Origin of the sequence: Comamonas odontotermitis (assembly GCF_014207855.1) — a bacterium.
GTDB lineage: Bacteria > Pseudomonadota > Gammaproteobacteria > Burkholderiales > Burkholderiaceae_C > Comamonas > Comamonas odontotermitis_A.
Map to the genome: position 1 here is coordinate 60,473 of NZ_JACHKZ010000018.1, position 26,925 is coordinate 87,397.

The following is a 26,925-nucleotide window of genomic DNA, read 5'->3' on the forward strand; positions in this document are numbered from 1 at the left end:
GTATCAAGGGTTGTGTTAGCAGCTCTAAGACACCCAATCCGCCTGCAGCAGTGCCCGCACCTGCTGCACCAGCGCGGATTCAGCCGCGTGCGCAGGCAGCAAGCCAAACTGTACCCGAGTGAGGCTTGGCAGCCCTGCCTCGGGCAAGACGAGTGCCATGTTCTGCGTCAGAGTCGCCGCATTGATGCACGCCACCCCCAGCCCCGCAGCAATGGCCGATTGCAAACCCGCCACCCCCGAGGCCTGGTGCGCCACCACATAATCCACGCCCTGCTGCCGCAACCGGGTTTCGGCGTATTGGCGCAGCGCACAGGTTTGCGGCAACACCAGCAGCGGCAAGGGCTGTCCCGCCTGTGGCGTCCACTGGCGCGCGCAGGCCCACACCAAAGCCTCCTCCGGGCCCAACTTCTGCAGCCGCTGCTTGAAGGGAGGCGTTGCCATCACCACACCCAGGTCGCATTGCCCCTGGGTATATGCGGCTTCTACATCGGAGCTTTTGAGCACACTCACCTCCAGCCGCACCGCGGGATGCTGCGCTGCCAAAGCCTTGAGCATGCGCGCCAGCGCGTCGGGCCTGAAGTAATCGGTAACCGCCAGCTTGAGAGCCCCCTGCAGCGCCAGGCCACGCATGTCGCGCAAGGCGTGGTCTGCCATGCCCACCAGTGCCCGTGCATGGCCCAGCAGCTGGATGCCCGCTGCCGTCGGCAACACGCCTGTCTTGCTGCGCAGCAGCAGGGGTTTGCCCACGCAGTCTTCCAGCTTTCTGATTTGCTCGCTGACGGCCGACTGCGAGAGAAAAAGCTGCGGCGCTGCGGCCGTCAGGCTGCCTGCATCCACAACGGCAATCAGGGTTCGGAGTTGCGCCAAGTCGAGATGGGCCATGGTTCATCCAACGGTTTAACAGATGAAATCAATCATATCTTCCCGTTTTTCAAATGCATAGAGGGCTTTCAGAATGGAGCCATCGATCTTCTCAAGGCTTTTCAGGAGAACACCATGCCCCATATCGCCATCCAGCTTTCCGGCCCGCGCAACGCCCAGCGCCAGCAGCAGATCAGCGAGACCATTGCCCGACTGACGCAGGACATTCTGGGCAAGCGCCCCGAAGTCATCGCCATCACGTTCACACAGGTTGCAGTGCAGGACTGGTGGATTGCAGGCAAAACCCTGGAGGACTTGGGCCAGTCCGCGTTTCAGCTGGATATCAGCATCACCGACGAAACCAACACCAAGGCGGAAAAGGCGCGCTACCTGCAAGCCGTGTATGACGCGATGGCCGCGCTGCACCCGCAGTTGCACCCGGTGTCATACGTGCATGTCATCGATGCCCGCGCTGCCGCCTATGGCTATGGCGGCAAGACGCAGGAATACCGCTACCACCAGGGGTGACGAGAGCGCATCCTCGCGCAGCGCGTCAACGCTGTGCGGTGGCCAACTTCAACGCGAGGCCCACAAACACCACAGCCGTGATCTTGTTGAGCCAGAACTGCGCCCGGGGCGAGCGCAGCAGCAGATTGCCAAAGGCGCCGGAGAACAGCGCAATGGCACCGAACACCAGAAACGCCGCCAGAATGAACACCCCGCCGAAGACAAAGATCTGCGGGCCGACCGGGCCGATGGCGGGGTCGGCAAACTGCGGCAAAAACGCCAGAAAGAAGATCAGCACCTTGGGATTGGTGAGGTTCATCACCACGCCGCGGCGCACCATTGCCAACAGTTCTTTACTACCAATTTGATAGCTATAAGTGCGTCCCACGCTTTCGTCATCGCCTGATTTTTCTGCAGAAATCGGCGCCCGCCAAGCGCCCCAGGCCAGGTAGGCCAGATACGCCGCTCCACACCACTTGAGCACAGTGAACGCAATGCTGGAGGCGGCAAACACCGCTGCCAGCCCCAAGGCCACCGCCGTGGTGTGCACCACTACCCCCAGGCACAGGCCGACCACCACGGCAATGCCCACGCGCCAGCCACGCTGTACCGATTGCATCAGCACGAACAGGTTGTCAGGCCCGGGCGACAAGGCCAGCAGCACGGCAACACCAAAAAAAGCAACCAGGGACTGAAAGGTAGGCATAAGGGGTATCCAGGCGACTCGCAGACAAAGGCAGAAACCGGCACATTATGGCTTGCCGCCTGGAGCGCCGTGGCCGCCCCAGTCTACGCGCGCGACAGCGGAGCGGTCACAATCCAGCCTTCCAGCGGGTCTGTGCCCGGGGGCAGTCCATAGAGCGCATCGCCCCCCAGATGGCGGCTCAGGCCCCAAGCCGCCTGCAGCATGCAGATGGCGGCATCCAGGTGGTCGCCGCTTGCATCCTGCAACATGCATTCCTGCTGCGTCACACTGGCCACCAGCCGCAGCCGCAACGAGTGATTGCCCTGCAGCAGGGCCGTCAGGCAATCCTGCCGCGCAGCAGCGCGCTCGGGCGTCTGGCGCTGCCTGTCATCACTTTTGTAGCTGCGACGGCCCATCAGCTCGCGGGCCAGCAAGCCGGGATAGGCCTCCAGCGCGACCTTGCGGCTCCCACGCCGCAGCAGGCCAGGAAAATCGGCCCCCGCGGCCAGAAGGCGCTGCACACCGGCGTGCAGCATATAGGCCACAGGCGGGTTGACCCATTTCATCGACGGGCTGGAGCCCGCCGGGCCATCAGTGGCCCGGTGGGCAAACTTGCCTCCAACGGGCCGAGCGGCACAGAAGGCTTTGAACTGCTCACGAATCAGGGCGCGATCCAGGCCCGCATAGTGCTGCATGCAGGCTTGCCAGTCGGTAGGCCAGCCCAATTGCTCCACCAGCTCGCGCGGCAGCGCAAATGGCAAATCAAAGCCGCCCACCCAGGGCTGATCCTGCGCGAGATAGCCACTCCACGCATCCAGGCAGGCAAAGCATTCAAAGCCTTGCAGCAGTACGCTGCGGCTGGCCGCATCCCAAAAACCGCAGGCCTGCACAATGGGTTTTCGCCTGCTGGGGCTGCTGCTGAAGTCGCAACCCAGCACCATGGGATGCGCAGACGGCATGGCGGGCTGCGCCATCGCTCAACCCAGGCCCAGCGCCGTCACACCCAGCGCAATCAACACGGCCCCGGCAACACGCAAGGCGCGGTCCCCTTCGCCCAGCAGCTTGCCGCCGATCAAGGCTGCAAACAGCATCGATACCTCGCGCGCTGGTGCCACGTGCGAGATGGGCGCACTTTGCACGGCGTACAGCACCAGCACATAGGCAATCGGGCTGAAGACGGCGACGACCAGCGCGTATTTCCACTGCAGCTGCCACAGGCGCCAGGTTTCCGCCCGGTTTCGCAGGCCCAGCGGCGCCAGCACCACGCAGCGCAGCAGGTTGCCCATGTAGTCGAGCAGAATCGGCGACATCAGCAGCACCTTGACGGCATAGCTGTCCACCACCGTGTAGGCGGCAATGAAAACCCCCGTCAACAAGCCGTAGTACAGGCCTTTGATGGTGCGCTCGCGCTTCTCGCCACTGCCGCCCTGGGTGGCAGTGCGCAACATGGCCGGGCCGCCTGCAATCAAAAACACGCCCGCCACCACACCGGCAATGCCGAATGCCCCCAGTGCCGACAGATGCTCGCCCAGAAACAGCACCGCCACCAACGACGACAGCAGGGGCCCGCTGCCGCGCGCCAGCGGGTACACCACCGTGAGATCGGCCACGCGGTAGCCGCGCAGCAAAATGATGAAATAAAACACATGCAGCAGCGCACTGGCCGCGACAAAGCCCCATTCCACCCAACCCCATAGCGGCACCACCTCGCGCCCCAGCCACCAGCCCAGAGGCAGCCAGACGACGGCGTTGAGCACCGAGGTGAACAGCGAAAAGCGGGCATCGCCGCCCGCCTTCTTGGCCACGATGTTCCAGAACGCATGGATGATGCCCGCAACAATGATCAGCGCAAACGCGTAGAGCGTCATGTCCCCTCTTTGCTCAAAAAATGGCCTCTGTGCCGCTCGGGATCAGAAGCCGCCACGCCTTGAAGCGAGCACCGCGTTGCGGCACGGGCAAAAAAACCGCCCGGCAAAAGCCGGGCAGGTGGTAATGGATGGTTCAGGACTTCAGTTGCCTGCACGCTGCGGGATCAGCGAGAGAAATTCACGCCGCAGGTTCGGGTTGGTCAGAAACTCGCCCCGCATCACGGAGTTGAGCATCTTCGAGTCCATTTCGCGCACACCGCGCCAGGACATGCAGAAATGCGAAGCCTCCAGCACCACGGCCAGGCCATCGGGCTGGGTCTTGTTCATGATCAGGTCCGCCAGTTGCACGATGGCTTCTTCCTGGATCTGCGGACGGCCCAGCACCCAGTCCACCAGGCGCGCGTACTTCGACAGGCCGATCACATTGGTGTTCTTGTTGGGCAGCACGCCAATCCATACCTTGCCGATGACCGGGCACAGGTGGTGGCTGCAGGCGCTGCGCACGGTGATGGGGCCCACGATCATCAACTCGTTCAGATGTTCGGCGTTGGGAAACGCCGTCACCTCGGGCTGCGGCACATAGCGGCCCTTGAACACCTCGTTGATGTACATCTTGGCCACGCGGCGCGCGGTATTGCGGGTGTTGTGGTCGTCCTCGGTGTTGATCACCAGGCTGTCGAGCACGCCCTGCATCTTGTGCTCCACCTCGTCCAGCAGCTGGGCCAACTCGCCGGGCTCAATGAAATCCGCGATGTTGTCGTTGGCATGGAAGCGCTGCTGGGCCGCCACTATCCGCTCGCGGATCTTGACGGACACCGGTGTGCCTTCTGCGCTGGCAGGCGCTTTTTTCGGATCGGATAGTTCGGTAAACATAGCAGGCATGGTACCAGCGAAACCTGCCCTCATGGATATTGGTGTTTATCGCTCGCTGCGCTTATTTGACGAGCGCAAGAAGCTATATTTAATATAGCAAACCGTTTTACAACGCTGCCGGTCTCCGCCTGGCGGCGCGCGGCGCACCGGGAGCGAGCGCCATTTCTGGTCAATCCCTCAGCCGGAACTCCGCGATCAGCGGCAGGTGATCGGACATGCGCCACCAGATGCGGCCGCGAGGAACAAACAGGCCGCAGGGCGTCAGGCCGCGCGCGTAAACATGGTCGAGCTGCACCACCGGCAGGCGCGAGGGATAGGTCATCAGTGGCTGCTCGTCGTACTCGAACAGCCCGAACCCGGCGAGCATGGATTTGACCTGGAATCCCCAGTCGTTGAAATCGCCCGCCACCACCACCGGCTCGTCGTCGGGCACGTATTCGTTGATGAACTGCTGAATCTGCGCGGTCTGGCGCAAGCGGCTTCCGTGCACCAGGCCCAGGTGCACCACCACCGCGTGGATACGGCGCCCGGCAACCTGCATGGCAACATGCAACAGGCCCCGCTGCTCGAAGCGGTGGTCCGAGATATCGCGGTGGTGGGTTTCAAGAATCGGCCAGCGTGTGAGCAGCGCATTGCCGTGCTCGCCCCACTTGGTCTGTGCATTGGTGTGGTAGGCGGCGGTATAACCCAGCGGCGTCAGAAAATCAGCCTGCGTCTGCTCGGGCCAGTTGTCAAAGAAACCGGCTTCCTTGCGGTTGTCCTTGCGCACCTCTTGGAGGCAGACGATATCGGCGTCCATCTGCTCCACCGCGAGCCCCAGGTTGTGGATCTCCAGCCTGCGTACCGGCCCGAGCCCTTGCACACCCTTGTGGATGTTGTAGGTGGCCACGCGCAGTATCGGATGTTCGTCGTCGAGTTCGGTCATGAATGCAGGAACCTCGGCAGCCACAGAATGGCTTCGCTGTTCGATATGGAATAGCAACGCTCTGCCGCCTCACGCCAATCATGCCACGCATAGGCGCTGTGCTCTCGCGGGCTGAGGGTGATGTTGGTGTAGGACGGCACCTGCAGGCTGAGCACGTGCTCGGTATTCATGCGCACCCCGGGCGCATAGCGGTGCAGCCACTGCGGATAGATGGGGTAGATGTTCTCCAGGTTCCAGTCGCGCAGGATGCAATCGGGGTGGTTGGCGTCAATTCCCGTTTCTTCACCCACTTCCCGGATCGCGGTCTGCACCCAGCTTTCATCTTCCGCATCCTTGCTGCCCGTCACAGGCTGCCAGTAATCGACCCCGGCCATGCTGCCCACACGGCGCAGCAGCAACACCTGCAAGTCAGCCGTATGGATGATGACCAACACAGATTGCGGAATTTTGAAAGGCTTGGAATTCACCATGGAGGCGCGGAAAAAATCAAAAATCAGCTGCAGCAACCTGCATCACCCGGTATCGGGCCTGTCTTCTATAAAAAAGATAGCTATCAGCGATTGTCTGCTGTACGCGAATCACCTTTTTTACCAGAATTGGCATGGCCATTGCCACCCGTCGTCGCCACCGGAGGCGGCAGCGCCTTGGCCTGCAACAGGCGCACCTGCTGCACCAACTGGTTGTGGGCATGGAGAAACGCTGCAGCGATGACCTTGCCTTCGTTGGTATTGCTCCAGCCAGCGCCAGCCCCGCCGCCCAGTCGGCCCAGTACCACGCCTCCCACACCCAGATCGGTGGCCCGCGCCGAACCCGTGGCCGCAGCCACCTGCTCCGTGGTTTCATTGTCGGTAAGAAAAAGCGCCGTCTGCGCCTCCTTGAACTTGACCTGCTCCGCCACACCGGCCAGCCCTGCAATGTCGCGCAGCATGGGAATCATCGCAATGATGCCCGCGAGACCGCGCCCTGCATCCTGCTCGCTGAAGGTGAGATTGGGCACCATGGTGTACTGCGCCTCGTAACCTTTGCGCTTTTCCACCGTGCCATTGGGGCGCAGCACGCCCGCATCCTGCAACTCGCCCTCGCGGATCGTGCCTTGCAGGCCGCCCGCGCGGTCCACCACCCGAAAGCAGCCGCTTTGCTGCATCAGCAGGCGCACCAGCGGCACCGGTGTGGGCGGCAGGTTGGCAGCGCTGGGCATCACATAGCCACGCGGATTCTCCAGCAAGGCCACGGTGGCAACCGGCGCGTCGCAGCGCTCCAGGCTGGCATGGGCGTTCTGTCCGCCAGCAGGCCCGGCGGAGCCCGATATCTCCGACCCGCCCTCGCCCAATTCGGTCTTCTTTTCGCCGCAGGCCGCCAGTGCCAGCGCCGCAGCAATGGCAATTGCCGCCCGTACCGTGCCTGCCTTGGTGTGATGCATGCCTCGCCTCTCCAGATCATGAGCCCGCAAGCATAAAGCCTTGCTTTCAATGCAAAACGCCAAAACCTTGCGGCTTTGGCGTCTTATCGTTGCCAGATGCATCAGCCCCAAAAGCCGATGCCCAGCCAGCGCTTACTGTGCAGCAATCGGGTTGCGCAGCTTGATGTGCAACTCGCGCAGCTGCTTTTCGTCCACGGCCGAAGGCGCTTGCGTCAGCAGATCCTGGGCACGCTGGGTCTTGGGGAAAGCAATCACGTCACGGATGGATTCGGAGCCTGTCATCAGCGTGATGAGGCGATCCAGGCCGAACGCCAGGCCACCGTGCGGAGGCGCGCCATATTGCAGCGCATCCAGCAGGTAGCCGAACTTGGCACGCTGCTGCTCGGGGGTGATGTTGAGGGCTTCAAACACCTTGGCCTGCACGTCGGCACGGTGGATACGCACCGAACCGCCGCCCAGCTCCCAGCCGTTCAAAACCATGTCGTAGGCCTTGGCAATGCACTTGCCAGGGTCGGTGGCCATGAATTCTGCGTGGCCTTCCTTGGGGCTGGTGAAGGGGTGGTGCACAGCCGCCCAGCGGTCGTTTTCCTCGTCGTACTCGAACATCGGGAAATCCACCACCCACAGCGGCGCCCACTTGTTCTCGAACAGGCCACCGGCCTTGCCGAAATCGCTGTGGCCGATCTTGATGCGCAGCGCACCAATGGCGTCGTTGACGATCTTTTCCTTGTCTGCACCAAAGAAGATCAGGTCGCCATCCTGCGCGCCAGTACGCTTGAGGATTTCGGCAATGGCTGCATCGTGGATGTTCTTGACGATGGGCGACTGCAGGCCATCACGGCCCTTAGCCAGCTCGTTGACCTTGATGTAGGCCAAGCCCTTGGCGCCGTAGATTTTGACGAACTCGGTGTAGCCGTCGATTTCACCGCGCGAGAGGCCGCCCTGCTCGCGGGCGCCACCAGGAACGCGCAGGCCCACCACACGGCCGCCCTTCATGTTGGCAGCGCCAGAGAACACCTTGAAGTCCACGTCCTTCATGACTTCGGTCAATTCGGTGAACTCCAGCTTGACGCGCAGGTCCGGCTTGTCCGAGCCAAAGCGGAAAGCCGCGTCCTGGTAGGTCATCATCGGGAATTCGCCCAGATCCACGCCCAGCTGGGTCTGGAACACTTCCTTGATCATGCGCTCGAAGATCGCGCGGATTTCTTCCTCATTCAGGAACGAGGTTTCGCAGTCGATCTGCGTGAACTCTGGCTGGCGGTCGGCGCGCAGGTCTTCGTCGCGGAAGCACTTGGTGATCTGGTAGTAACGGTCGTAGCCGGCCACCATCAGCATCTGCTTGTACAGCTGGGGCGATTGCGGCAGCGCGTAGAACTCGCCATCGTGCACGCGCGAAGGCACCAGGTAGTCGCGGGCGCCTTCTGGCGTGGACTTGCCCAGCATCGGCGTTTCGATGTCGATGAAGCCTTCCTTGTCGAGGAAGTTGCGCACCTGGATTGCGGTCTTGTAGCGCAGCATCATGTTGCGCTGCATGACCGGGCGGCGCAGATCCAGCACGCGGTTGGTGAGGCGCACGGTTTCCGACAGGTTGTCGTCATCGAGCTGGAACGGAGGCGTGACCGATGCGTTGAGCACATTCAGCTCGTGGCACAGCACTTCGATCTTGCCGCTCTTGATGGAATCATTGGTCGTGCCTTCAGGACGGGCACGCACCACACCCTTGACCTGCACGCAGAACTCGTTGCGCACGCCTTCGGCGGTCTTGAACATGTCGGCGCGATCCGGGTCGCAGACCACCTGCACATAGCCTTCGCGGTCGCGCAGGTCAATAAAGATCACACCACCGTGGTCGCGGCGGCGGTTCACCCAGCCGCACAGCGTTACGGTTTCGCCCATCTGGGCCTCGGTCACCAGACCGCAGTATTGCGAACGCATTGCCATAGCCAATCTTCCTGCGCCTTGTGGGCGCTCTAGTCCTTTAGTTTTTGGAGATCGAGGGACGTTGCTCCGCAGGAGCCACCACACCCATCGACACGATGTATTTGAGCGCGGCATCCACGCTCATATTCAGTTCCACGCAGTCGCTTTTGCGCACCATCACCAGGTAACCGCCTGTGGGGTTGGGAGTGGTGGGCACATACACGCTGACAAATTCTTCCTGCGCACCTACTTCCGCCAGATGGGCAGCCAGCTCGCCGCCGGGCGCGCCGGTCACAAAGCCGATGGTCCACATGCCGGAATGCGGCCACCGCACCATGACGGCGGTACGGAATGCATTGCCGCTTTCGGAAAACAGCGTGTCGGACACCTGTTTGACGCTGGAATAGATCGAGCGCACCACCGGTATGCGGCTGACCAGGGCATCGCCCCAACTCACCAGCTTGCGGCCTACAAAATTGCTGGCAATGCCCCCCACCAGCAGCAGGATCGCCAGGGTAAGCACGACGCCGAAACCCGGCACATGGTAGCCCAGTACCCGGTCTGGCTGCCAGCTCTCCGGCAGAATCTGCAGGGTCTGGTCGAGCGTGCCGATGATCCAGCCGAGCACCCAGACCGTGATCACGCCGGGCACAACGACCAGCAATCCGGTCAACAGCCATTTGCGCAGTGCAGCCATGGGCAGTAGGAATCCTTAAGCAGCAGAGCTGGTTGAAGTTGCGGGTGCCGCAGCAGGCGCGGGGGCGGGTGCAGGCGCTGCAGCGGGCGCAGCCTTGCTGTCGCTGGACGAGCTTGCTCCGCCCGCGTCCGAGCTGGATTTCTTACCGCTGAAATCGGTGGCGTACCAGCCCGTGCCCTTGAGCTGGAAGCCCGGCGCAGTCAGCTGCTTGGAAAAGCTCGCTTGCTTGCATTCGGGGCATTCGGTCAGCGGCGCATCCGATATTTTTTGCAAAACATCCTTGGCAAATCCGCAGGCACTGCACTTGTAGGCGTAAATAGGCATCGCGCAAAGTCAGAAAACGAAGGGAAACCCTTGATTATAGGCTGGCTTGCACAAACCAGCCCGGGCCGCCGGGCCTTTCGGGATTCGCACGCACGATTTTAAAAATGATAGCTGGAAGCGTTTATCTTTATTGAACTTCATTCTCGAAACGGCTTGAAGTTCGATAAACATGCGCACCAGTTGCTCACTTCTTATAAAGGCATGCCCTGTCTCAGCGGGCCATGGCTCCAGCGGGCGGGGTATCCGGCTCGAATGGAATCACGTCCGTTTTCTGGTTGCGCACCCATTGCGGCGCGAGCGAGCCTGCCAGCATGCCAGCAAAAGCCGACAGCACACCGGCCAGCTGCGCCGGGAAAGCGCTGCCCCAGGCCATATTGAGCCCCGCCAGCCACACGCCGATGCCCAGAAACACCGCCAGCAGGGCGCCTTGCGTGGTCGCGCGCTTCCAGTACAAGCCCATGGTCAGCGGCACAAACGCACCCACCAGCGGCACCTGGTAGGCACCCGATACCAGTTCGTAGATCGGCGTGCCTTCCATCTTGATCGAGTACGCCAGAACACAGGCGCTGAACACCAGCACGCTGATGCGCATGGTGCGCAGGTTGTCGTGGTCGCTCACATGGGGGCGGAACTGGCGCCAGATGTTCTCGGTAAAGGTGACGCTGGGTGCGAGCAAGGTTGCCGATGCGCAGGATTTGATAGCCGACAGCAGTGCGCCAAAGAACAGGATCTGCATGACAAACGGCATCTTCTCCATCACCAGGGTGGGCAGCACCTTCTGCGGATCTTCCTTGAGCAGGCTTGCCGTTGCCTCGGGCATGATGATGAGCGCGCTGGCCACCAGGAACATGGGCACAAAGGCAAACAGGATGTAGGCAGAGCCACCGATCACCGTGCCGCGCACGGCCGATTTCTCGCTGTTGGCTGACATCACGCGCTGGAACACATCCTGCTGCGGGATCGAGCCCAGCATCATGGTGATGGCCGCTGCAAAGAAAAACACGATGTCGTGCCAGGTCGGCTCGGGCCAGAACTTGAACAGATCACGGCTGGTGGCCAAATCAATGACCTTGCCAGCGCCGCCAGCCATGTCGGAGGCAAAGAAGGCCAGCACCATCAGGCCGACGACCAGAATGATCATCTGCACAAAATCGGTCACCGCCACCGACCACATGCCGCCAAACAAGGTATAGGCCAGGATGGAGACCACACCGATCACCATGCCCATCGAGGTGCTGATTGCACCATGCGAGAGCAGGTTGAACACCAGCCCCAGCGCCGTGACCTGCGCCGACACCCAGCCCAGATAGCTGAGCATGATGATGAGCGAGCAAATGATCTCCACCGATCGGCCGTAGCGCTTGCGGTAGTAATCGCTGATGGTCAGCAGGTTCATGCGGTAGAGCTTGGCGGCAAAGAACAGGCCCACCAGAATCAGGCAGGTGCCCGCGCCAAACGGGTCTTCCACCACGTTGCGCAGGCCGCCTTCGATGAACTTGGCAGGCACGCCGAGCACGATTTCCGAACCAAACCAGGTGGCAAACGTCGTCGTGATGATCATGAACAGCGGCAGATGGCGCCCTGCGACTGCAAAATCTGCCGTGTTCTTGACCCGTTTGGCAGCCCACAGGCCCACACCAATGGTTACAAAAAGGTAAGCAATCACCATGTAGAGCAGCACGTTGTCACTCCTGCAAAGCGTAAAGGATCAAAAAATACGAACGCGAATCAGGAGCTGCAGCACCACCAGCCCCAGGACAAAACCGATACCACCGCTGACAATGATCTGCAGCAGCTTGTTGGTCAACTTCTGCTGCGCCAGCAGCTCCTTGAGTGTCTCGTCGTTCTCGCGGCCCTGGCGCGACAGGTACTGGTGCACCAGGCGCGGCATGTCCGGCAGCAGCTTGGCGTAGCGCGGCGCCTGGCTTTTCAGCTCACGCCAAAGGCGCTGCGGCCCCATCTGGTCGAGCATCCACTTTTCAAGGAAAGGCTTGGCCGTGCTCCACAGGTCCAGATCCGGGTCGAGCTGGCGGCCCAGGCCTTCGATGTTGAGCAAGGTTTTTTGCAGCAGCACCAGCTGCGGCTGAATCTCAACATGAAAACGCCGCGAAGTCTGGAACAGGCGCATCAGCACCATGCCCAGAGAAATCTCCTTGAGCGGGCGGTCGAAGTACGGTTCGCACACCGCGCGGATTGCCGCTTCCAGCTCGTCCACCCGCGTGTCGGGCGGCACCCAGCCGCTTTCGATGTGCAGCTCGGCCACACGCTTGTAATCGCGGCGGAAGAAGGCCGTGAAGTTCTGCGCCAGGTACTCCTTGTCGAACTCCGTCAGCGTGCCGACGATGCCAAAATCCAGCGAGATATAGCGGCCAAAGCTCTCGGGCTCCAGGCTCACCTGGATATTGCCCGGGTGCATGTCGGCATGGAAAAAGCCGTCGCGGAACACCTGGGTGAAAAAGATGGTCACGCCGTCGCGCGCCAGCTTCGGAATATCGACGCCAGCAGCGCGCAAGGTCTCGACCTGGTTGATGGGCACACCATTCATGCGCTCCATCACCATCACCTCCTGGTGGCAGAAATCCCAGAACACCTCGGGGATCAGCACCAGATCGAGCCCTTCCATATTGCGGCGCAACTGGGCGGCGTTCGATGCCTCGCGCATCAGATCGAGTTCGTCGTGCAAGTAGGTGTCAAACTCTGCCACCACCTGACGCGGCTTGAGGCGCTTGCCGTCGGCAGAGAACTTTTCCACCAGCTCGGCCATGGTGCGCATCAGCGCCAGGTCGCTGTCGATCACCGGCAGCATGCCTGGCCGCAGCACCTTCACGGCTACATCGCGCAGCTCGCCAGCGCGGGTGCGGATGGTGGCAAAGTGCACCTGGGCTATGGATGCGCTCGCAACTGGTTTTTCCTCAAAGCTGACGAACACCTCGGCAATCGGCTTGCGGAACGCGCGCTCGATGGTCTCGACTGCGATGCGCGGGTCAAACGAAGGCACGCGGTCCTGCAACAGCGACAGCTCTTCCGCAATATCGGGTGGCAGCAGGTCGCGCCGGGTCGAGAGTACCTGTCCAAACTTGACGAAGATGGGCCCGAGCTGCTCAAGCGCTTCACGCAGGCGCTGGCCGCGCGGCTGCGTCCACTTGCGGCCCAGGCGCAGCACCCGGGTGATGCCCTTGAGCCACGGATGGTTGAAGCTGGAGAGCACCATGTCGTCCAGCCCATAACGCCACACCACCCACAGGATGGTAAAGCCACGGAGAAAACGCTTCATGAGGGCTGGCGCTCGCTGGGAGAATCACTGCCTGCGCCATAGCCCGGGGGCGTGGGTGGCGCGGGAGGTTGTGCCTGGCCGGAGCGGTTGCCACCAAAACGGTCTGCCGTGCGCACCCCCATATTGACGAACTGGCGCAGTGCCGCTGCAATGCGTTGGCCAAAGGAAGACAGCCAGTGCGCGGGCGTATCGCCCACGATGCGCGCCAGGTCTTCTTCGACATCCCAGCGGACATGGTCGACCAGCCACTGGATCTCGGCCGCAAACTGCACATCGCCGTCAATGCGGATGGCGGGCTTTTCGCCCTGTAGCACATCACGGGCCAGCGCAAGCGGCGATTCATCGACCACATGCACGCGCAGGTCGGGCGTCACCCCGGGCTCGGCCAGGTCCAGCAGGCCGGCTGGCGTGATCTGCAGTGCCAGTTGAATGCTGCGCCACTGCACCTGAACCACGCGTCCGCTTTGGCGCGTGAGGCGCTCCATGGCGACGCTTTCCTGCATCAGCACATGGTTCAAGAACAGCACCACACGGTGTTGCACCTCAGACACCAGCCACTGAGGTGGTTGGGCCGAATCCAGAATGCGCGCAAAAATGCCGCCCGGAAAAGAAAAAGGGGACTGTGTTGCCATAGTCCCCAATTATTCCCCAACTCGATCGCCCATGGCTCCGATTAACGGGCACGGCGATGGAGTTTTATGACACAGCGCTTACTGCAGTGCTTGCAGACCGGCGACCAGCCAGCCGCTGGAGCCGTCCTTGGGCTTGGTCATGTTCCACACTTCGCGGAAGGGGCTTGGGCCCGCATGCGCTTCTTCGCGGATCATGCCGGAGAACTCGACGCTGGCCATGTAGGCGTTGCCCAGGTCCTCGATACCCAGCAATTGGGCTTCGAGCATGACGACATCGGTCTGGTTGGGCTGCACGCCTTCACGGTGCTGCTCACGGTCCTGCAGCTGACCCTTGACTTCCGTCAACATGGTATCGGTCATCATCGAGCGCAGGGTCTGGACATCGCCACGGTCCCAAGCCGCTTGCAAGGTCACGAAATTGCGCTTGGCCGCATCCAGAAAGCCTTGTGTATCAAAGCCTTCGGGCACGCCCCAGTTCTGCGAGCCACCCAGGGCCGAGCCGATCATGCTGCCGCCTGCGGCCGCAGCCACGGGCGCCGCGCCTTGCTCCCAGGGGCGGGCGGATGCATCATTGCCCACCTTCTCGGGGTTGTACTGACGCGCAACAGGAGCGGACTCCGGTGACCCGGAAGTGGCACTGCCTGCGCCCTGGAAGGCAAAAGGCGAGTTGTTGTTGACGGGCGCAGCCGCGCCATTCTTCTTGCGCATGATGAAGCCGACAATCGCCAGCACCGCCATGATCGCCAGACCGACCAGCAGCATGTTGGCAAAGGCTTCACCAAAGCCCAGGCTGTGCGCCAACCAGGCCAGGCCCAGGCCTGCGGCCAGGCCACCGAGCATTGCGCCCCAAGGCTTCTTGGGCGCCGCCTGTGGGGCTGCATTCGGGGTTGCGGGACGCTGCGCCTGCTGGGCAGGGGCAGCCTGGCTTGGCGCCTGAGGGGGCGTTGCCTGGCGCTGCGTCACATTGCTGGATTGCTGCCCCATGGACTTGCCGCCACCCATGCGCTTGGCATCGGCATCCACGTGCACAAACGCCAGCAGAACCACCAGGGCTACTGACCACAGTTTCATCATATTTGCTCCGTTCTTTTTCAATGCCTGCGCACCTTGCGGTACCGGCTTCTTCACTGTTACGCCCCATGCTTGCATGACTGGCCTGTTGTGTTGTATTGCGCCAGACGCTGGGCCGCGTCCGTCTTTTCAACCTGCCATGCGATTTAAATCGTCAGCACTTGATGCCTACATGCAAGGCGGTGATACCCGCCGTCATGTTGTGGTAATCAACATGCCCAAAACCTGCCTGCTGCATCATGGCCTTGAGCTCCTTCTGGCCAGGGTGCATGCGAATGGATTCGGCCAGATACCGGTAGCTGTCGGCGTCACCCGCCACCATCTGCCCGATACGTGGGAGCACTTGGAAGGAATACAAGTCGTACGCCTTCTCCAGCGGCTTGGCCACCTTGGAAAACTCCAGCACGAGGAGCTTGCCACGTGGCTTGAGCACCCGGTTCATTTCCTTGAGCGCCACATCCTTGTGCGTCATGTTGCGCAGGCCGAAAGCCACGCTCACCACGTCAAAGTAGTTGTCGGGAAAAGGCAGCGCCTCGGCATCGCACACCATGGTGGGCAGATGGACGCCTTTGTCGATCAGGCGGTCACGCCCGACGCGCAGCATGGCTTCGTTGATGTCGGTGTGCACCACCTGGCCGCTCTTGCCCACCTTCTTGGCAAAGGCCAGAGACAGGTCACCGGTACCGCCTGCGATATCGAGCGCGCGCTGCCCTTCCTTGAGGTTGGCGACCATCACGGTGTACTGCTTCCAGATGCGGTGCAGCCCACCGGACATCAGGTCGTTCATCACGTCGTACTTGCTCGCAACCGAATCGAACACGCCGCGCACTTTGCGCGCCTTGTCCTTTTCATCAACCGTCTCAAATCCAAAGTGGGTGGTACTCATAGTTCGAATGCTAGCAAGCTCTGCAACGCCCCTTCTGACAAACCCCGCCATATGGGCGGGTATGCAATCAAAGGCATTTGATGCCACAGCGCACAGTCAAAGCGCGTAGCAAGCTATCAAATTTATAGCTTTATATACAAAATATTTCGTCTGATCTGCGCAGCGCAAGGCCTGCACAGCAGCCAGCCCTGGGGCAGAGGCCAGTTTTTTTCCGGTCAGTGGTGGTGGCCGCAGCCCCCGCCCGCTGCCTTGGATGCCATGGGCTGGTCACGATTCACACCGGCTGCCTGCAGCTTGTCCAGATAGCCTTGCCACAGCTCGCTCTGGCGCTCGCCCAGCTCGTACAGATACTGCCAGCTGTAGAGGCCGCTTTCGTGACCGTCCGAAAAAATGGGCTTGATGGCGTAGTTGCCCACGGGCTCCACGGCGACGATGGTCACATCGCGCTTGCCGGTCTGCAGCACCTCCTGCCCGGGGCCGTGGCCCTGCACCTCGGCAGAGGGCGAATACACGCGCAGCAGCTCGAACGGCAGCTTGAATGCAGCGCCATCGGCGTACTGCACTTCCAGCACGCGCGAGGCGCCATGCACGGTCAGCGCAGTCGGTGTCGGGGTATCGCGGTTCAAGCCAGCCATGGGATTCCTTTACAGCCCCGCAGCGCACACTGCGGATAAAACAGCTTCTTGCACACAACTGGCGTGCGCATTGCCATCAAAAACAATAGCAATTATGCCGCAATGAGGCGCTCAAGCGCAGCAACCATGCGGGCCTCGGCGGCAGGCAGCTGCGCGGTCAGTTCAGCTTCCAGCGCAGTGTTGCGCTCACGCTGCACCGCAGCCCACACCGAGCCCGGAAAGTGGCTGTCGTCGCTGTAGCGAGCAATCACATGCCAATGCAGATGCGGCACCATATTGCCCAGCGCGGCCACATTGATCTTGCGCGGTGCGGGGGTCATTGCGCGCAATGCCAGCTCCACGGCCACGACGGCATCCATGCACCATTGGCGCTGCGCGTCGGGCAGATCGGAGAACTCTGCCACATGTGCTGCCCAGACCACTCGATAAAAAGCAGGAAAACCCGCTTCTTCCGCATGGATGACACGCAAGGCGCCACCCGCGCGAGCGCCCTGCCACACCAGGCGGCCACCTGTGCCATGGCACAGCGGGCAGCCGGGGTTCGGTTCGATGGCAGGGTTCGTCATACCAGCACCCGCTCGATGCCACCGTTGTTGGCGCGCTGCACGTATTCGGGCATCCAGTTTTCGCCCAGAATCTCGCGCGCCATCTCGACGACGATGTAATCGGCCTCCAGCAGGCCATTCTGCAGATCGTCCTGGTAGCGGTTCAAGCCCTGCAGGCAGCTCGGGCAGCTGGTCAGAATCTTGACGTTGTCCTTGGCGTCCACCTGGCCTGCATCGCGCAGCTGGGCTTCGCCCTTGCGGATTTCCTCGGTCTTGCGGAAGCGAATCTGGGTCGAGATATCAGGGCGTGTCACACCCAGCGTGCCCGATTCGCCGCAGCAGCGCTCGCTTTTCAAGACGTTGTCGCCCACCAGCGCCTTTACGGTTTTCATCGGATCCTGCTGCTTCATCGGCGTATGGCAGGGGTCGTGGTACAGGTACGCGCTCTTGCCCTGCAAGGTCACGCCCTTCTCCAGCAGGTATTCATGGATGTCGATGATGCGGCAGCCCGGGAAGATCTTGTCGAATTGGTAGCCCTGCAGCTGGTCGTAGCAGGTACCGCAGCTGACCACCACGGTCTTGATGTCCAGGTAGTTCAGCGTGGTTGCCACGCGGTGGAACAACACCCGGTTGTCGGTGATCATCTTCTCGGCCTTGTCGAACTGGCCGCTGCCGCGCTGTGGATAACCGCAGCACAGATAGCCCGGCGGCAGCACGGTCTGCACACCGGCGTGCCACAGCATGGCCTGCGTGGCCAGGCCCACCTGGCTGAACAGGCGCTCCGAGCCGCAACCGGGGAAGTAGAACACTGCTTCGGTTTCCGAACTGGTGGTTTTCGGGTCGCGGATGATGGGCACGTAATCCTTGTTCTCGATGTCGAGCAAGGCACGCGCCGTCTGCTTGGGCAAGCCGCCGGGCAGCTTCTTGTTGACGAAGTGAATCACCTGCTCCTTGATCGGCGCAGTGCCCACGCTCGCTGGCGGGTGCGCGGTCTGGCGCCTGCCCAGGCCCTTGAGCACATCAACGGCCAGCCGCTGGGCCTTGAAGCCCACACCCACCATGGTCTTGCGCAGCAGCTTGATGGTGTCGGGATTGGTGGCATTGAGCATGGCCATCGCCACCTTGTTGCCAGGGCGAAAGCTCTTCTTGCCCATCTGGCGCAGCAGGTTGCGCATGTTCATGGTCACGTCGCCAAAGTCGATCTTGACCGGGCATGGCGTTGCGCACTTGTGGCAGACCGTGCAGTGGTCCGACACGTCCTCAAACTCCTGCCAATGGCGGATGGACACACCACGGCGCGTCTGCTCCTCGTAGAGGAATGCCTCCACCAGCAACGATGTCGCCAGAATCTTGTTGCGTGGCGAATACAGCAGATTGGCGCGCGGCACATGGGTAGCGCACACCGGCTTGCATTTGCCGCAGCGCAGGCAGTCCTTGACCGAATCGGCAATCGCGCCGATGTGGCTTTGCTGCATGATGAGCGACTCATGCCCCATCAGGCCAAAGGACGGCGTGTAGGCATTGGTCAGATCGGCATACATCAGCGATTTGCGCGATTTGTCGCCTTCGTGCGTCTGCTCCAGCAGCAGGCGGCGCTCTTCGGCCCGCAGCAGCTTGCCCTTGTTGAAATGGCCGTGCGGGTCGATCTTTGCCTTGTACTCGGCAAAGGGGCGCAGCTCGTCGTCGCTCAGAAACTCCAGCTTGGTGATGCCAATGCCATGCTCGCCCGAGATCACCCCGCCCAGGCTGCGCGCCAGGGCCATGATGCGTGCCACTGCTGCATGGGCCGTGGTGAGCATCTCGTAGTCATCGCTGTTAACGGGCAGGTTGGTGTGCACATTCCCATCCCCCGCGTGCATGTGCAGCGCCACGAACACGCGGCCCTTGAGCACGCGCTGGTGAATGGCCACCACCTCGTCCATGATCGGCTGGTAGGCCGAGCCGGTGAAGATCGCAGCCAGCGGCGCGCGCAGATCGGTCTTCCAGCTGGCGCGCAAGGTGTGATCCTGCAGCAGGCGGAACTGACCTTCCACGTTGTTCAGCCAGCCTTGCCAGCGGCCATGCACCTCGGTCACCAGCGCCAGGGCCTGCGCCACGCGGTCTTCCAGCAGTTCGGCCGACGGAATCTCGCTGGCATCGTCCTGCTTGCCCAGCGGCAGTTGGCCATTGGCAAAAAAGGCGTGCAACTCGTCGCACAGCTTGATCTTGTTCTGCAGCGACAGCTCGATGTTGATGCGTTCGATGCCATCGGTGTATTCCGCCATGCGCGGCAGCGGAATCACCACGTCTTCGTTGATCTTGAATGCGTTGGTATGGCGGCTGATCGCCGCCGTGCGCTTGCGATCCAGCCAGAATTTCTTGCGCGCCTCGGGGCTGATGGCGATGAAGCCCTCGCCACTGCGCGAATTGGCAATGCGCACCACTTCGCTCGTCACGCGGGCCACGTCATCGGGGTTGTCGCCCACGATGTCGCCAAACAGCACCATCTTGGGCAGGCCGCCATGCTTCTTGCTCTTGGTGGAATAGCCCACAGCCTTCAGGTAGCGGTCATCCAGGTGTTCCAGCCCCGCAAGCAGCACGCCCGAGCGCTTTTGCTCGGCAAACATATAGTCCTTGATCTCGACGATCGAAGGCACCGCATCCTTGGCATTGCCGAAGAACTCCAGGCACACCGTGCGGGTGTGCTCAGGCATGCGGTGTACCACCCAGCGCGCGCTGGTGATCAGGCCGTCCGTGCCTTCCTTCTGCACGCCCGGCAGGCCCGAGAGGAACTTGTCCGTCACATCCTTGCCCAGGCCTTCCTTGCGGAACTTGTAGCCTGGAATGTCGAGGCGCTCCGTGCGCAGCAGCTTCTTGCCCTCGGCATCAAGGTACTTCAGCTCGAAGCTGGCCATCTCGGCATCGTGGATCTTGCCCAGGTTGTGGTCCAGGCGCGTCACCTCCAGCCACTGCGCGTCAGGCGTCACCATGCGCCAGCTGGCCAGGTTGTCCAGCGCGGTCCCCCAGAGAACAGCCTTCTTGCCGCCCGCATTCATGGCGATGTTGCCGCCAATGCACGATGCCTCGATCGATGTCGGGTCGACAGCAAACACAAAACCGCCGCGCTCGGCCGCATCGGCCACGCGCTGCGTCACCACACCAGCCTGCGACCAGACCGTGGGCACCGGATGATCCACGCCGGGCAGAGACACCATCTCCACTTCGGTCATCTTTTCCAGCTTTTCGGTATTGATGACTGCGCTGCGCCAGGTCAGCGGAATCGCTCCGCCCGTATAGCCGGTGCCGCCGCCGCGCGGCACGATGGTCAGGCCTAGTTCGATACAGGCCCGAACGAGCCCGGCGATCTCTTCCTCGCCATCGGGTGTCAGCACCACAAAGGGGTATTCCACGCGCCAGTCGGTGGCATCGGTCACATGGCTCACGCGCGAGAGGCCATCAAACTTGATGTTGTCCTTGGCCGTGATGCGCCCCAGGGCGCGCTGCACCTTGCGGCGCAGCTCGGTCGCTTCCTGCAGGGTTGTGTCGAATTCAGACACTGCGACCTGGGCCGCTTCAATCAGCTGCCCTACCAGCGCATCGCGCGCGGCGTCTTCTGCAGGCGCGCGGCGTTTCTGCACTTCGGCCAGGCGGTGGTGCAGGGCTTCCACCAGCTGCTTGCGGCGGCCAGGGTTGTGCAGCAGATCGTCCTGCAGGTAGGGATTGCGCTGCACCACCCAGATATCGCCCAGCACTTCATAGAGCATACGGGCCGAGCGACCCGTCTTGCGCTCCTGGCGCAGCTGGCCCAACAGGTTCCATGCGTCGAAACCCAGAAGGCGAATCACGATTTCACGGTCGGAGAACGAGGTGTAGTTATAGGGAATCTCGCGGAGACGGGCTGGCCCGTCGACCTGTGCTTGCAAGCTGGCCAGCGCAATCGGTGCATTCATGGATGAAACCTGTATGGGAGCGTGGGGCTCCCTGGAGTTGGCAGTGGGGGCACCGATTTTATGACATGGGGCAATTACGCATGGCCGCAGCCTGCAAAAGCAGTTAGGTCGCTCCAGTTCTTGGCCGTCAAAGCCTTTCGCCAACAACAGGAATTTTTCTCTATTTTTCTCATTTGATCGAATTTGAGCATTTAATCGGCGCCGGAAGTGTCTAACACAGATGTTTGACCGCCTTGTGTGACAGCCCCAACGATGGACTAGGCAAATTCCCGGGTGGTTACATTTTTTCTTTCAACCTAGAATACAGCCTGTCTTACAATCGTAACGTCTTGTATTTGTTGACGCTGTATGCCTGTACAACCGGGTTTCCCCAGTTGCTTCACCAACGGCGATATGCCACAACGTCACAGAACATTCACAAACGCCTCATACGATTCGTTTTTGAGCGTTTTTCATAACCCAGGAGCATTCATGCACTTCAAGCGTTTGGCCATCGCTGCCGGTATCGCAGCCACCACCAGCCTGTCCGCCCATGCAGTCACCGAGATCCAATGGTGGCATTCCATGACCGCCGTGAACAATGAGTGGGTCAACGATCTGGCCAAGGAGTTCAACGAAAGCCAGAAGGAATACAAGGTCGTTCCCACCTACAAGGGCCAGTACGACGAATCGATGACCGCCGCCATTGCGGCCTTCCGTTCGGGCAATGCGCCAGACATCCTGCAGGTGTTTGAAGTGGGTACCGCCACCATGATGGCATCCAAGGGTGCTACCGTCCCCGTGGGCAAGGTGATGGCCGACGCTAGCGTGTCGTTCGACCCCAAGGCCTACATCCCCGCCGTGGCTGGTTACTACACCGCCCCCAATGGCCAGATGCTGAGCTTCCCCTTCAACAGCTCGACCACCATCTTCTATTACAACAAGGACGCCTTCAAGAAGGCCGGCCTGAACCCTGACAAGGCCCCTGCCACCTGGCCTGAAGTGTTTGCGGCAGCCAAGAAGCTCAAGGAAAGCGGCCACAGCTGCCCCATGACCCTGGCATGGCAAGGCTGGACCCAGCTGGAATCCTTCTCCACCTGGCACAACGTCGAGTTTGCGACCGAGCAGAACGGCCTGAGCGCCAACGGCTACAAGGCACGCCTGAAGATCAACTCTCCGCTGCACATCAAGCACATCGACAACCTGGCCGCCGCTGCCAAGGCTGGTGAATTCGTCTACAAGGGCCGCAACGCAATTTCGCAGGCTTCGTTCACCGCCGGTGAATGCGCAATGATCCAGACCTCGTCGGGCTACTATGGCGATGTGGCCAAGAACGCCAAGTTCGCCTATGGCCTGTCCACCCTGCCTTACTACCCCGATGTCAAGGGCGCACCGCAGAACACCGTGATCGGCGGCGCTTCGCTGTGGGTGATGGCTGGCAAGTCTGCCGAGCGCTATAAGGGCGTGGCCAAGTTCTTCGAATTCCTGTCGCAGACCAAGGTGCAGGCCGCTTCGCACCAGCGCACCGGCTACCTGCCTGTAACCATGGCTGCCTACGACCTGACCGAAAAGTCCGGCTTCTACCAGAAGAACCCTGGCACCGACACGGCCGTGACGCAGATGATCCGCAAGGTGACCGACAACTCGCGCGGTATCCGCCTGGGCAACTATGTACAGATCCGTACCATCGAGGACGAAGAACTCGAACAGGTCTGGGCTGGCAAGAAGAGCGGCAAGGAAGCGCTCGACTCCATCGTGACCCGCGGCAACGAGCTGCTCGCCCGCTTCGAGAAATCGTACAAGAAGTAATCCTTTCACGGACTCGCATCTGCCCCGCTCACGCAGGGCAGATGCAGGCCTGAACCCGCCCTCCGGACGCTGAAAAACGCTCCGGCGGCTTTTTTGTTTTTAAGCTCCATCATGGAAAAACGCGTCCTTTTCCGATCCAAGTGGCTGCCCTGGGTGCTGATTGCACCGCAGTTGCTGATCATCGGCATTTTCTTTTTCTGGCCCGCCGCGCAGGCAGTGCTGCAGTCGTTCCAGATGGAAGACGCTTTCGGCATGAGTACGGAATGGGTCGGTCTCGACAACTTCCGCACACTCTTTTCGGATGGCGCCTATCTGGACTCGTTCTACCGCACCGCCCTCTTCTCGGTACTGGTAGCCGGCGTCGGCATTACCACTTCGCTGGCACTGGCCATTTTTGCGGACCGCATCGTGCGCTTCGCCATGGTCTACAAGACCTTGCTCATCATCCCCTACGCCGTGGCACCCGTAATCGCTGGCGTGCTGTGGATTTTCATGTTTTCGCCCTCGATTGGCGTCATCTCCTATTTTCTGGGCAAGCTAGGCTACACCTGGAACCATCTGATGAATGAAAACCAAGCCATGGCGCTGATCGTGCTGGCCTCGGTGTGGAAACAGATCTCGTACAACTTCCTGTTCTTCCTGGCTGGCCTGCAGTCCATTCCCAAGGCACTGATCGAAGCCGCCTCGATCGATGGCGCGAGCCCATGGCGCCGCTTCTGGAACATCCAGCTGCCGCTGCTCTCGCCCACCACCTTCTTCCTACTGGTGATCAACATCGTCTATGCCTTCTTTGACACCTTCGGCATCATCGATGCAGCCACCCACGGCGGCCCTGGCCAGTCGACCTCGATCCTGGTCTACAAGGTGTATCTGGACGGTTTCAAGGCGCTCGACCTGGGCGGCTCGGCGGCGCAGTCCGTGATTCTGATGTGTATTGTGGTTGTGCTGACGGTGATCCAGTTCCGCTACGTTGAAAAGAAAGTGCAGTACTGATCATGGTGGACCGCAATCCCTGGCTCAATTTCTTCTCGCACGCCGTGCTCATTCTCGGCGTCGCGCTCGTGGCCTTCCCGCTGTATCTGGCGCTGGTGGCTTCGACGCACACCTCCTCCGAGATCGTGCAGGCCCCCATGCCGCTGCTGCCCGGCACCCACATGTGGGAAAACTACAAGGAGGCACTGTTTGGATCCGGCAAGCTGGGCTCCAACACCAACGTGGTACGCATGATGTGGGTGAGTTTTGTCGTGGCAATGATCATTACCGTCGGCAAAATTGCGATTTCGCTGCTGTCGGCATTCGCCATCGTCTACTTCCGCTTCCCCTTCAAGATGGTCTGCTTCTGGGCGATCTTCCTGACACTGATGCTGCCCGTTGAAGTGCGTATCCTGCCTACGTACAAGGTCGTGGCCGAGCTGGGCCTGCTCAACAGCTACGCCGGCCTGTCACTGCCGCTGATCGCCTCTGCCACCGCGACCTTCCTGTTCCGCCAGTTCTTTCTGAGCGTTCCCGATGAGCTCGTGGAAGCGGCGCGCATTGACGGCGCCGGCCCCATGCGCTTCTTCAAGGACATTCTGGTGCCCCTGTCCAGAACGTCCATCGCGGCGCTCTTCGTGATCCAGTTCATCTATGGCTGGAACCAGTATTTGTGGCCTGTCTTGATGACCACTTCGGAAAACATGTACCCCGTGGTGGTAGGTATCAAGAGCATGATTGGTGGCAGCGGTGAGGCCGCCATCGACTGGAACATCGTGATGGCTACGGCCATTCTCGCCATGTTGCCACCGACCCTGGTGGTGATGCTGATGCAAAAGTGGTTTGTCAAAGGCCTGGTGGATACCGAAAAGTAATCCCCCGTCTTGCCCATCCACCATCTTTGACCGATTGAAAAAAACCCTGTTATGGCTTCCATCTCTCTCAAGAACATCATCAAACGCTATGGCAGCGGCAAGTCTGCCGTGCCCGTCATCCACGGCGTCAACGCCGAAATCAAGGACGGCGAATTCATCGTGCTGGTCGGCCCTTCGGGCTGCGGCAAATCGACCCTGCTGCGCATGATCGCAGGCCTGGAAGAGATCACCGGCGGCGACCTGATGATCGGCGACCAGGTCGTCAACAACCTGGAGCCCGCCAAGCGCAACATCGCCATGGTGTTCCAGAACTACGCGCTCTACCCACACATGAGCAACTACGAGAACATGGCCTATGGCCTGAAGCTCGCCAAGGTGCCCGAGGATGAGATCAAGCGCCGCGTCGACAAGGCCGCCAAGATCCTGGAGCTCTCCCACCTGCTGGACCGCAAGCCGCGCCAGCTGTCGGGTGGCCAGCGCCAGCGTGTGGCCATGGGCCGCGCCATCGTGCGCCAGCCACAGGTCTTCTTGTTTGACGAGCCCCTCTCCAATCTGGATGCCAAGCTGCGCGGCCAGACCCGCATCGAAATCCAGAAGCTGCACGCCGAGCTGGGCATCACCAGCCTGTTCGTGACCCACGACCAGGTCGAGGCCATGACCTTGGCCCAACGCATGATCGTGATGAACGGCGGCAATGTAGAGCAGTTCGGCACGCCCGAAGAGGTCTACCACACCCCCGCCTCCACCTTTGTGGCTGGTTTCATCGGCTCGCCCCCCATGAACCTGCTCAAGAACGCCCCTGGCGGCAAGGCCGGTCAGATCCTGGGTATCCGCCCTGAACACATCGACCTGGTGCCATCGGGCGGCTGGGAGTTCCAGGTGGAAACCGTCGAGCTGCTGGGTGCAGAACGACTGCTGTACGGCAAGGTGGGCAGCGAAGACCTGACCGTGCGCGTCGAAGAAGGCCAGGCCTACCCCAAGCCCGGCGAAACCGCGCACATCCAGGCACGCGAAGACCGCCTGCACTGGTTCAACGCTGAAACCGGCAAGCGTATCTAAAGACATTCAGGGGCCGCGTGCAGCGCCTCAGGCCTGTTCTGGGACAGCCATCACCACGGCCCGCCTCACCTCCCAAAAGCTCCAACAAGCGCCCAAACTCATACTTTGCGGCGCTTTTTTTACGCACTGCGGTTGCTGTTTTTTCCAAAGGTCTATAGTCAAACACGGCTTTGGCGCCTACCCCTCAAGCGCCAGGAGCTACCAAATTGATAGTATTCGAGAACGCCATGACACACTCCACCAACTGGCCCTACCCCCGCTGGATTGCCCACCGCGGCGCTGGCAAGCTCGCGCCCGAAAACACCATGAGCGCTTTCCGCCTGGGCGCCTCGTTCGGCTACCGCATGTTCGAGTGCGACGCCAAGCTCAGCAGCGACGGAGTGCTGTTTCTGATGCACGATGCCGACCTCAAGCGCACCACCAACGCCCAGGGCACGGGCAGCGAATTGAGCATGGGCGAGCTGGCCCAGCTTGACGCAGGCAGCTGGCATTCGCGCAGCCATGCGGGCGAGAACCTCCCCACACTGGAGGCCCTGGCCCGCTGGTGCCTGGCCAACCAGCATTTCCTCAATGTCGAGATCAAACCCACGCCCGGCCAGGAGCTGGAAACCGGCCGTGCCACCGGCGCGCTGATGAACCGCATCTGGCCCCCAAACGTAGTGCCTCCGCTTTTCACCTCGTTCAAGCCCGATTCGCTGCGGGGCGCCCGCGAGATTGCGCCGCATACCCCCCGGGGTCTGCTGGTGGACAAGTTTGCCGATGGCACGGGCGAAGCCGACCTGCAACTGGCCGTGGAACTGGGCTGTCAGGCCCTGGTGCTGAACCATGCGCTGTGGAACGCCGCGCTGGTGGCCAAAGTTCACGCCGCAGGCCTCTATTGCAGCAGCTACACAGTCAATGACGAATGGGCCGCCCAGCGCCTGATCGATCTGGGCACGGACGGCATCATCACCGACCGCGTGGACCTGTTCAGCCCTGCGCAGCATGGCCCGATACTCTAGGGATCCTTTGCAAAACCCTCGCCAAATGGGATGGACGCGGATCGGGACACGGCGCAAGGCGTCTTTTGAATGCAATAGCCGTAGCGGCTTTGTTGCATAAATCGGTTTGAGACTGAGTCTCCCCAAACCCCAGACGTAGTTATGCCACGGCCACCGTTTGGGGCGTGCCCAGCTCGGT

At 61.2% G+C, this 26,925-nt stretch carries 25 protein-coding genes; 6 read left to right on the plus strand and 19 right to left on the minus strand.

Annotation, left to right across the window (positions count from 1 at the left end; translation table 11 throughout):
• Positions 1-24: 24 nt before the first annotated feature.
• A complete protein-coding gene (locus HNP33_RS14150) occupies positions 25-882 on the minus strand; it encodes a LysR family transcriptional regulator (RefSeq protein ID WP_184709481.1) in 858 nt (285 codons plus the stop codon).
• A 114-nt stretch (positions 883-996) separates the two neighbouring features.
• On the opposite strand from HNP33_RS14150, the gene HNP33_RS14155 reads away from it, so the two are divergent.
• Positions 997-1,389, plus strand: coding sequence for a tautomerase family protein (locus tag HNP33_RS14155; protein WP_184709479.1), 393 nt, complete (start codon positions 997-999; stop codon positions 1,387-1,389).
• 25 nt (positions 1,390-1,414) lie between these two features.
• Here the strand turns inward: HNP33_RS14155 and HNP33_RS14160 are convergent, their stop codons facing one another.
• From HNP33_RS14160 to HNP33_RS14245, 18 genes are all read right to left on the minus strand, one after another.
• The gene (locus HNP33_RS14160; RefSeq protein WP_184709477.1) at positions 1,415-2,074 is read right to left on the minus strand and encodes a LysE family translocator; all 660 of its coding nucleotides are present in this window, start codon (positions 2,072-2,074) and stop codon (positions 1,415-1,417) included.
• Between the two features lie 83 nt (positions 2,075-2,157).
• Entirely contained in the window at positions 2,158-3,012 is an 855-nt protein-coding gene (locus HNP33_RS14165) for a DUF429 domain-containing protein (protein WP_184709475.1), read from the minus strand.
• An 18-nt stretch (positions 3,013-3,030) separates the two neighbouring features.
• Entirely contained in the window at positions 3,031-3,921 is an 891-nt protein-coding gene (locus HNP33_RS14170; protein ID WP_184709473.1) for a DMT family transporter, read from the minus strand.
• Positions 3,922-4,062: 141 nt separating this feature from the next.
• Entirely contained in the window at positions 4,063-4,794 is a 732-nt protein-coding gene (folE, locus tag HNP33_RS14175; RefSeq protein ID WP_184709471.1) for a GTP cyclohydrolase I, read from the minus strand.
• A 169-nt stretch (positions 4,795-4,963) separates the two neighbouring features.
• Positions 4,964-5,719: an endonuclease/exonuclease/phosphatase family protein gene (locus tag HNP33_RS14180; protein WP_184709469.1), complete on the minus strand. Its 756-nt coding sequence runs from the start codon at positions 5,717-5,719 to the stop codon at positions 4,964-4,966.
• On the minus strand, positions 5,716-6,189 hold the full coding sequence (gene nudB, locus HNP33_RS14185; protein ID WP_184709467.1) for a dihydroneopterin triphosphate diphosphatase: 474 nt from the start codon (positions 6,187-6,189) through the stop codon (positions 5,716-5,718). The genes HNP33_RS14180 and nudB overlap by 4 nt, the downstream gene beginning before the upstream one ends.
• 83 nt (positions 6,190-6,272) lie before the next feature.
• The gene (locus HNP33_RS14190) at positions 6,273-7,139 is read right to left on the minus strand and encodes a CsgG/HfaB family protein (protein WP_184709465.1); all 867 of its coding nucleotides are present in this window, start codon (positions 7,137-7,139) and stop codon (positions 6,273-6,275) included.
• Between the two features lie 132 nt (positions 7,140-7,271).
• A complete protein-coding gene (aspS, locus tag HNP33_RS14195; RefSeq protein WP_184709463.1) occupies positions 7,272-9,080 on the minus strand; it encodes an aspartate--tRNA ligase in 1,809 nt (602 codons plus the stop codon).
• A 37-nt stretch (positions 9,081-9,117) separates the two neighbouring features.
• Positions 9,118-9,756: a DUF502 domain-containing protein gene (locus HNP33_RS14200; RefSeq protein ID WP_184709461.1), complete on the minus strand. Its 639-nt coding sequence runs from the start codon at positions 9,754-9,756 to the stop codon at positions 9,118-9,120.
• 15 nt (positions 9,757-9,771) lie between these two features.
• On the minus strand, positions 9,772-10,080 hold the full coding sequence (locus tag HNP33_RS14205; RefSeq protein WP_184709459.1) for an FmdB family zinc ribbon protein: 309 nt from the start codon (positions 10,078-10,080) through the stop codon (positions 9,772-9,774).
• Positions 10,081-10,291: 211 nt separating this feature from the next.
• Positions 10,292-11,761 carry a sodium:solute symporter family protein gene (locus HNP33_RS14210; RefSeq protein WP_184709457.1) on the minus strand — a complete coding sequence of 490 codons (1,470 nt, stop codon included), beginning with the start codon at positions 11,759-11,761 and terminating at the stop codon, positions 10,292-10,294.
• Positions 11,762-11,788: 27 nt separating this feature from the next.
• Positions 11,789-13,354, minus strand: coding sequence for a ubiquinone biosynthesis regulatory protein kinase UbiB (gene ubiB / locus HNP33_RS14215; protein WP_184709455.1), 1,566 nt, complete (start codon positions 13,352-13,354; stop codon positions 11,789-11,791).
• On the minus strand, positions 13,351-13,986 hold the full coding sequence (locus HNP33_RS14220) for a ubiquinone biosynthesis accessory factor UbiJ (RefSeq protein WP_233464530.1): 636 nt from the start codon (positions 13,984-13,986) through the stop codon (positions 13,351-13,353). The genes ubiB and HNP33_RS14220 overlap by 4 nt, the downstream gene beginning before the upstream one ends.
• 78 nt (positions 13,987-14,064) lie before the next feature.
• Complete coding sequence (locus tag HNP33_RS14225; RefSeq protein WP_184709453.1) at positions 14,065-15,060, minus strand: Tim44 domain-containing protein; 996 nt, start codon at positions 15,058-15,060, stop codon at positions 14,065-14,067.
• 151 nt (positions 15,061-15,211) lie between these two features.
• Positions 15,212-15,943 (minus strand): bifunctional demethylmenaquinone methyltransferase/2-methoxy-6-polyprenyl-1,4-benzoquinol methylase UbiE, encoded by a 732-nt coding sequence (ubiE, locus tag HNP33_RS14230; RefSeq protein WP_184709451.1) that lies wholly within the window; start codon positions 15,941-15,943, stop codon positions 15,212-15,214.
• A gap of 215 nt (positions 15,944-16,158) precedes the next feature.
• Entirely contained in the window at positions 16,159-16,578 is a 420-nt protein-coding gene (locus tag HNP33_RS14235) for a gamma-butyrobetaine hydroxylase-like domain-containing protein (RefSeq protein WP_184709449.1), read from the minus strand.
• A 92-nt stretch (positions 16,579-16,670) separates the two neighbouring features.
• The gene (locus tag HNP33_RS14240; protein ID WP_184709447.1) at positions 16,671-17,144 is read right to left on the minus strand and encodes an HIT family protein; all 474 of its coding nucleotides are present in this window, start codon (positions 17,142-17,144) and stop codon (positions 16,671-16,673) included.
• Positions 17,141-21,052 carry a DUF3683 domain-containing protein gene (locus HNP33_RS14245; RefSeq protein WP_184709445.1) on the minus strand — a complete coding sequence of 1,304 codons (3,912 nt, stop codon included), beginning with the start codon at positions 21,050-21,052 and terminating at the stop codon, positions 17,141-17,143. The genes HNP33_RS14240 and HNP33_RS14245 overlap by 4 nt, the downstream gene beginning before the upstream one ends.
• 471 nt (positions 21,053-21,523) lie before the next feature.
• Between HNP33_RS14245 and ugpB the strand changes: the two genes are divergently transcribed.
• The 5 genes from ugpB (at position 21,524) to ugpQ (ending at position 26,747) form a co-directional block, all read left to right on the plus strand.
• Positions 21,524-22,840 (plus strand): sn-glycerol-3-phosphate ABC transporter substrate-binding protein UgpB, encoded by a 1,317-nt coding sequence (gene ugpB, locus HNP33_RS14250; protein WP_184709443.1) that lies wholly within the window; start codon positions 21,524-21,526, stop codon positions 22,838-22,840.
• A 111-nt stretch (positions 22,841-22,951) separates the two neighbouring features.
• Positions 22,952-23,833 (plus strand): sn-glycerol-3-phosphate ABC transporter permease UgpA, encoded by an 882-nt coding sequence (gene ugpA / locus HNP33_RS14255; RefSeq protein ID WP_184709441.1) that lies wholly within the window; start codon positions 22,952-22,954, stop codon positions 23,831-23,833.
• 2 nt (positions 23,834-23,835) lie between these two features.
• Positions 23,836-24,687, plus strand: coding sequence for a sn-glycerol-3-phosphate ABC transporter permease UgpE (ugpE, locus tag HNP33_RS14260; RefSeq protein ID WP_184709439.1), 852 nt, complete (start codon positions 23,836-23,838; stop codon positions 24,685-24,687).
• A 51-nt stretch (positions 24,688-24,738) separates the two neighbouring features.
• Positions 24,739-25,746, plus strand: a complete 1,008-nt coding sequence (locus HNP33_RS14265; protein WP_184709437.1) for a sn-glycerol-3-phosphate import ATP-binding protein UgpC — start codon at positions 24,739-24,741, stop codon at positions 25,744-25,746.
• A gap of 227 nt (positions 25,747-25,973) precedes the next feature.
• Positions 25,974-26,747 carry a glycerophosphodiester phosphodiesterase gene (ugpQ, locus tag HNP33_RS14270; RefSeq protein WP_184709435.1) on the plus strand — a complete coding sequence of 258 codons (774 nt, stop codon included), beginning with the start codon at positions 25,974-25,976 and terminating at the stop codon, positions 26,745-26,747.
• Positions 26,748-26,925 lie beyond the last annotated feature (178 nt).

Excerpts from the sequence above, each read along its gene's own strand:
- HNP33_RS14170 (WP_184709473.1), bottom strand. The coding sequence starts at position 3,921 with ATGACGCTCTACGCGTTTGCGCTGATCATTGTTGCGGGCATCATCCAT.
- HNP33_RS14160 (WP_184709477.1), bottom strand. The coding sequence starts at position 2,074 with ATGCCTACCTTTCAGTCCCTGGTTGCTTTTTTTGGTGTTGCCGTGCTG.
- HNP33_RS14180 (WP_184709469.1), bottom strand. The coding sequence starts at position 5,719 with ATGACCGAACTCGACGACGAACATCCGATACTGCGCGTGGCCACCTAC.
- HNP33_RS14245 (WP_184709445.1), bottom strand. The coding sequence starts at position 21,052 with ATGAATGCACCGATTGCGCTGGCCAGCTTGCAAGCACAGGTCGACGGG.
- HNP33_RS14220 (WP_233464530.1), bottom strand. The coding sequence starts at position 13,986 with ATGGCAACACAGTCCCCTTTTTCTTTTCCGGGCGGCATTTTTGCGCGC.
- ugpB (WP_184709443.1), top strand. The coding sequence starts at position 21,524 with ATGCACTTCAAGCGTTTGGCCATCGCTGCCGGTATCGCAGCCACCACC.
- ugpA (WP_184709441.1), top strand. The coding sequence starts at position 22,952 with ATGGAAAAACGCGTCCTTTTCCGATCCAAGTGGCTGCCCTGGGTGCTG.
- HNP33_RS14225 (WP_184709453.1), bottom strand. The coding sequence starts at position 15,060 with ATGATGAAACTGTGGTCAGTAGCCCTGGTGGTTCTGCTGGCGTTTGTG.
- HNP33_RS14150 (WP_184709481.1), bottom strand. The coding sequence starts at position 882 with ATGGCCCATCTCGACTTGGCGCAACTCCGAACCCTGATTGCCGTTGTG.
- ugpE (WP_184709439.1), top strand. The coding sequence starts at position 23,836 with ATGGTGGACCGCAATCCCTGGCTCAATTTCTTCTCGCACGCCGTGCTC.
- HNP33_RS14155 (WP_184709479.1), top strand. The coding sequence starts at position 997 with ATGCCCCATATCGCCATCCAGCTTTCCGGCCCGCGCAACGCCCAGCGC.
- aspS (WP_184709463.1), bottom strand. The coding sequence starts at position 9,080 with ATGGCAATGCGTTCGCAATACTGCGGTCTGGTGACCGAGGCCCAGATG.
- ubiB (WP_184709455.1), bottom strand. The coding sequence starts at position 13,354 with ATGAAGCGTTTTCTCCGTGGCTTTACCATCCTGTGGGTGGTGTGGCGT.
- HNP33_RS14265 (WP_184709437.1), top strand. The coding sequence starts at position 24,739 with ATGGCTTCCATCTCTCTCAAGAACATCATCAAACGCTATGGCAGCGGC.
- HNP33_RS14165 (WP_184709475.1), bottom strand. The coding sequence starts at position 3,012 with ATGCCGTCTGCGCATCCCATGGTGCTGGGTTGCGACTTCAGCAGCAGC.
- ugpQ (WP_184709435.1), top strand. The coding sequence starts at position 25,974 with ATGACACACTCCACCAACTGGCCCTACCCCCGCTGGATTGCCCACCGC.
- nudB (WP_184709467.1), bottom strand. The coding sequence starts at position 6,189 with ATGGTGAATTCCAAGCCTTTCAAAATTCCGCAATCTGTGTTGGTCATC.
- folE (WP_184709471.1), bottom strand. The coding sequence starts at position 4,794 with ATGTTTACCGAACTATCCGATCCGAAAAAAGCGCCTGCCAGCGCAGAA.
- HNP33_RS14205 (WP_184709459.1), bottom strand. The coding sequence starts at position 10,080 with ATGCCTATTTACGCCTACAAGTGCAGTGCCTGCGGATTTGCCAAGGAT.
- HNP33_RS14235 (WP_184709449.1), bottom strand. The coding sequence starts at position 16,578 with ATGGCTGGCTTGAACCGCGATACCCCGACACCGACTGCGCTGACCGTG.
- HNP33_RS14190 (WP_184709465.1), bottom strand. The coding sequence starts at position 7,139 with ATGCATCACACCAAGGCAGGCACGGTACGGGCGGCAATTGCCATTGCT.
- ubiE (WP_184709451.1), bottom strand. The coding sequence starts at position 15,943 with ATGAGTACCACCCACTTTGGATTTGAGACGGTTGATGAAAAGGACAAG.
- HNP33_RS14240 (WP_184709447.1), bottom strand. The coding sequence starts at position 17,144 with ATGACGAACCCTGCCATCGAACCGAACCCCGGCTGCCCGCTGTGCCAT.
- HNP33_RS14200 (WP_184709461.1), bottom strand. The coding sequence starts at position 9,756 with ATGGCTGCACTGCGCAAATGGCTGTTGACCGGATTGCTGGTCGTTGTG.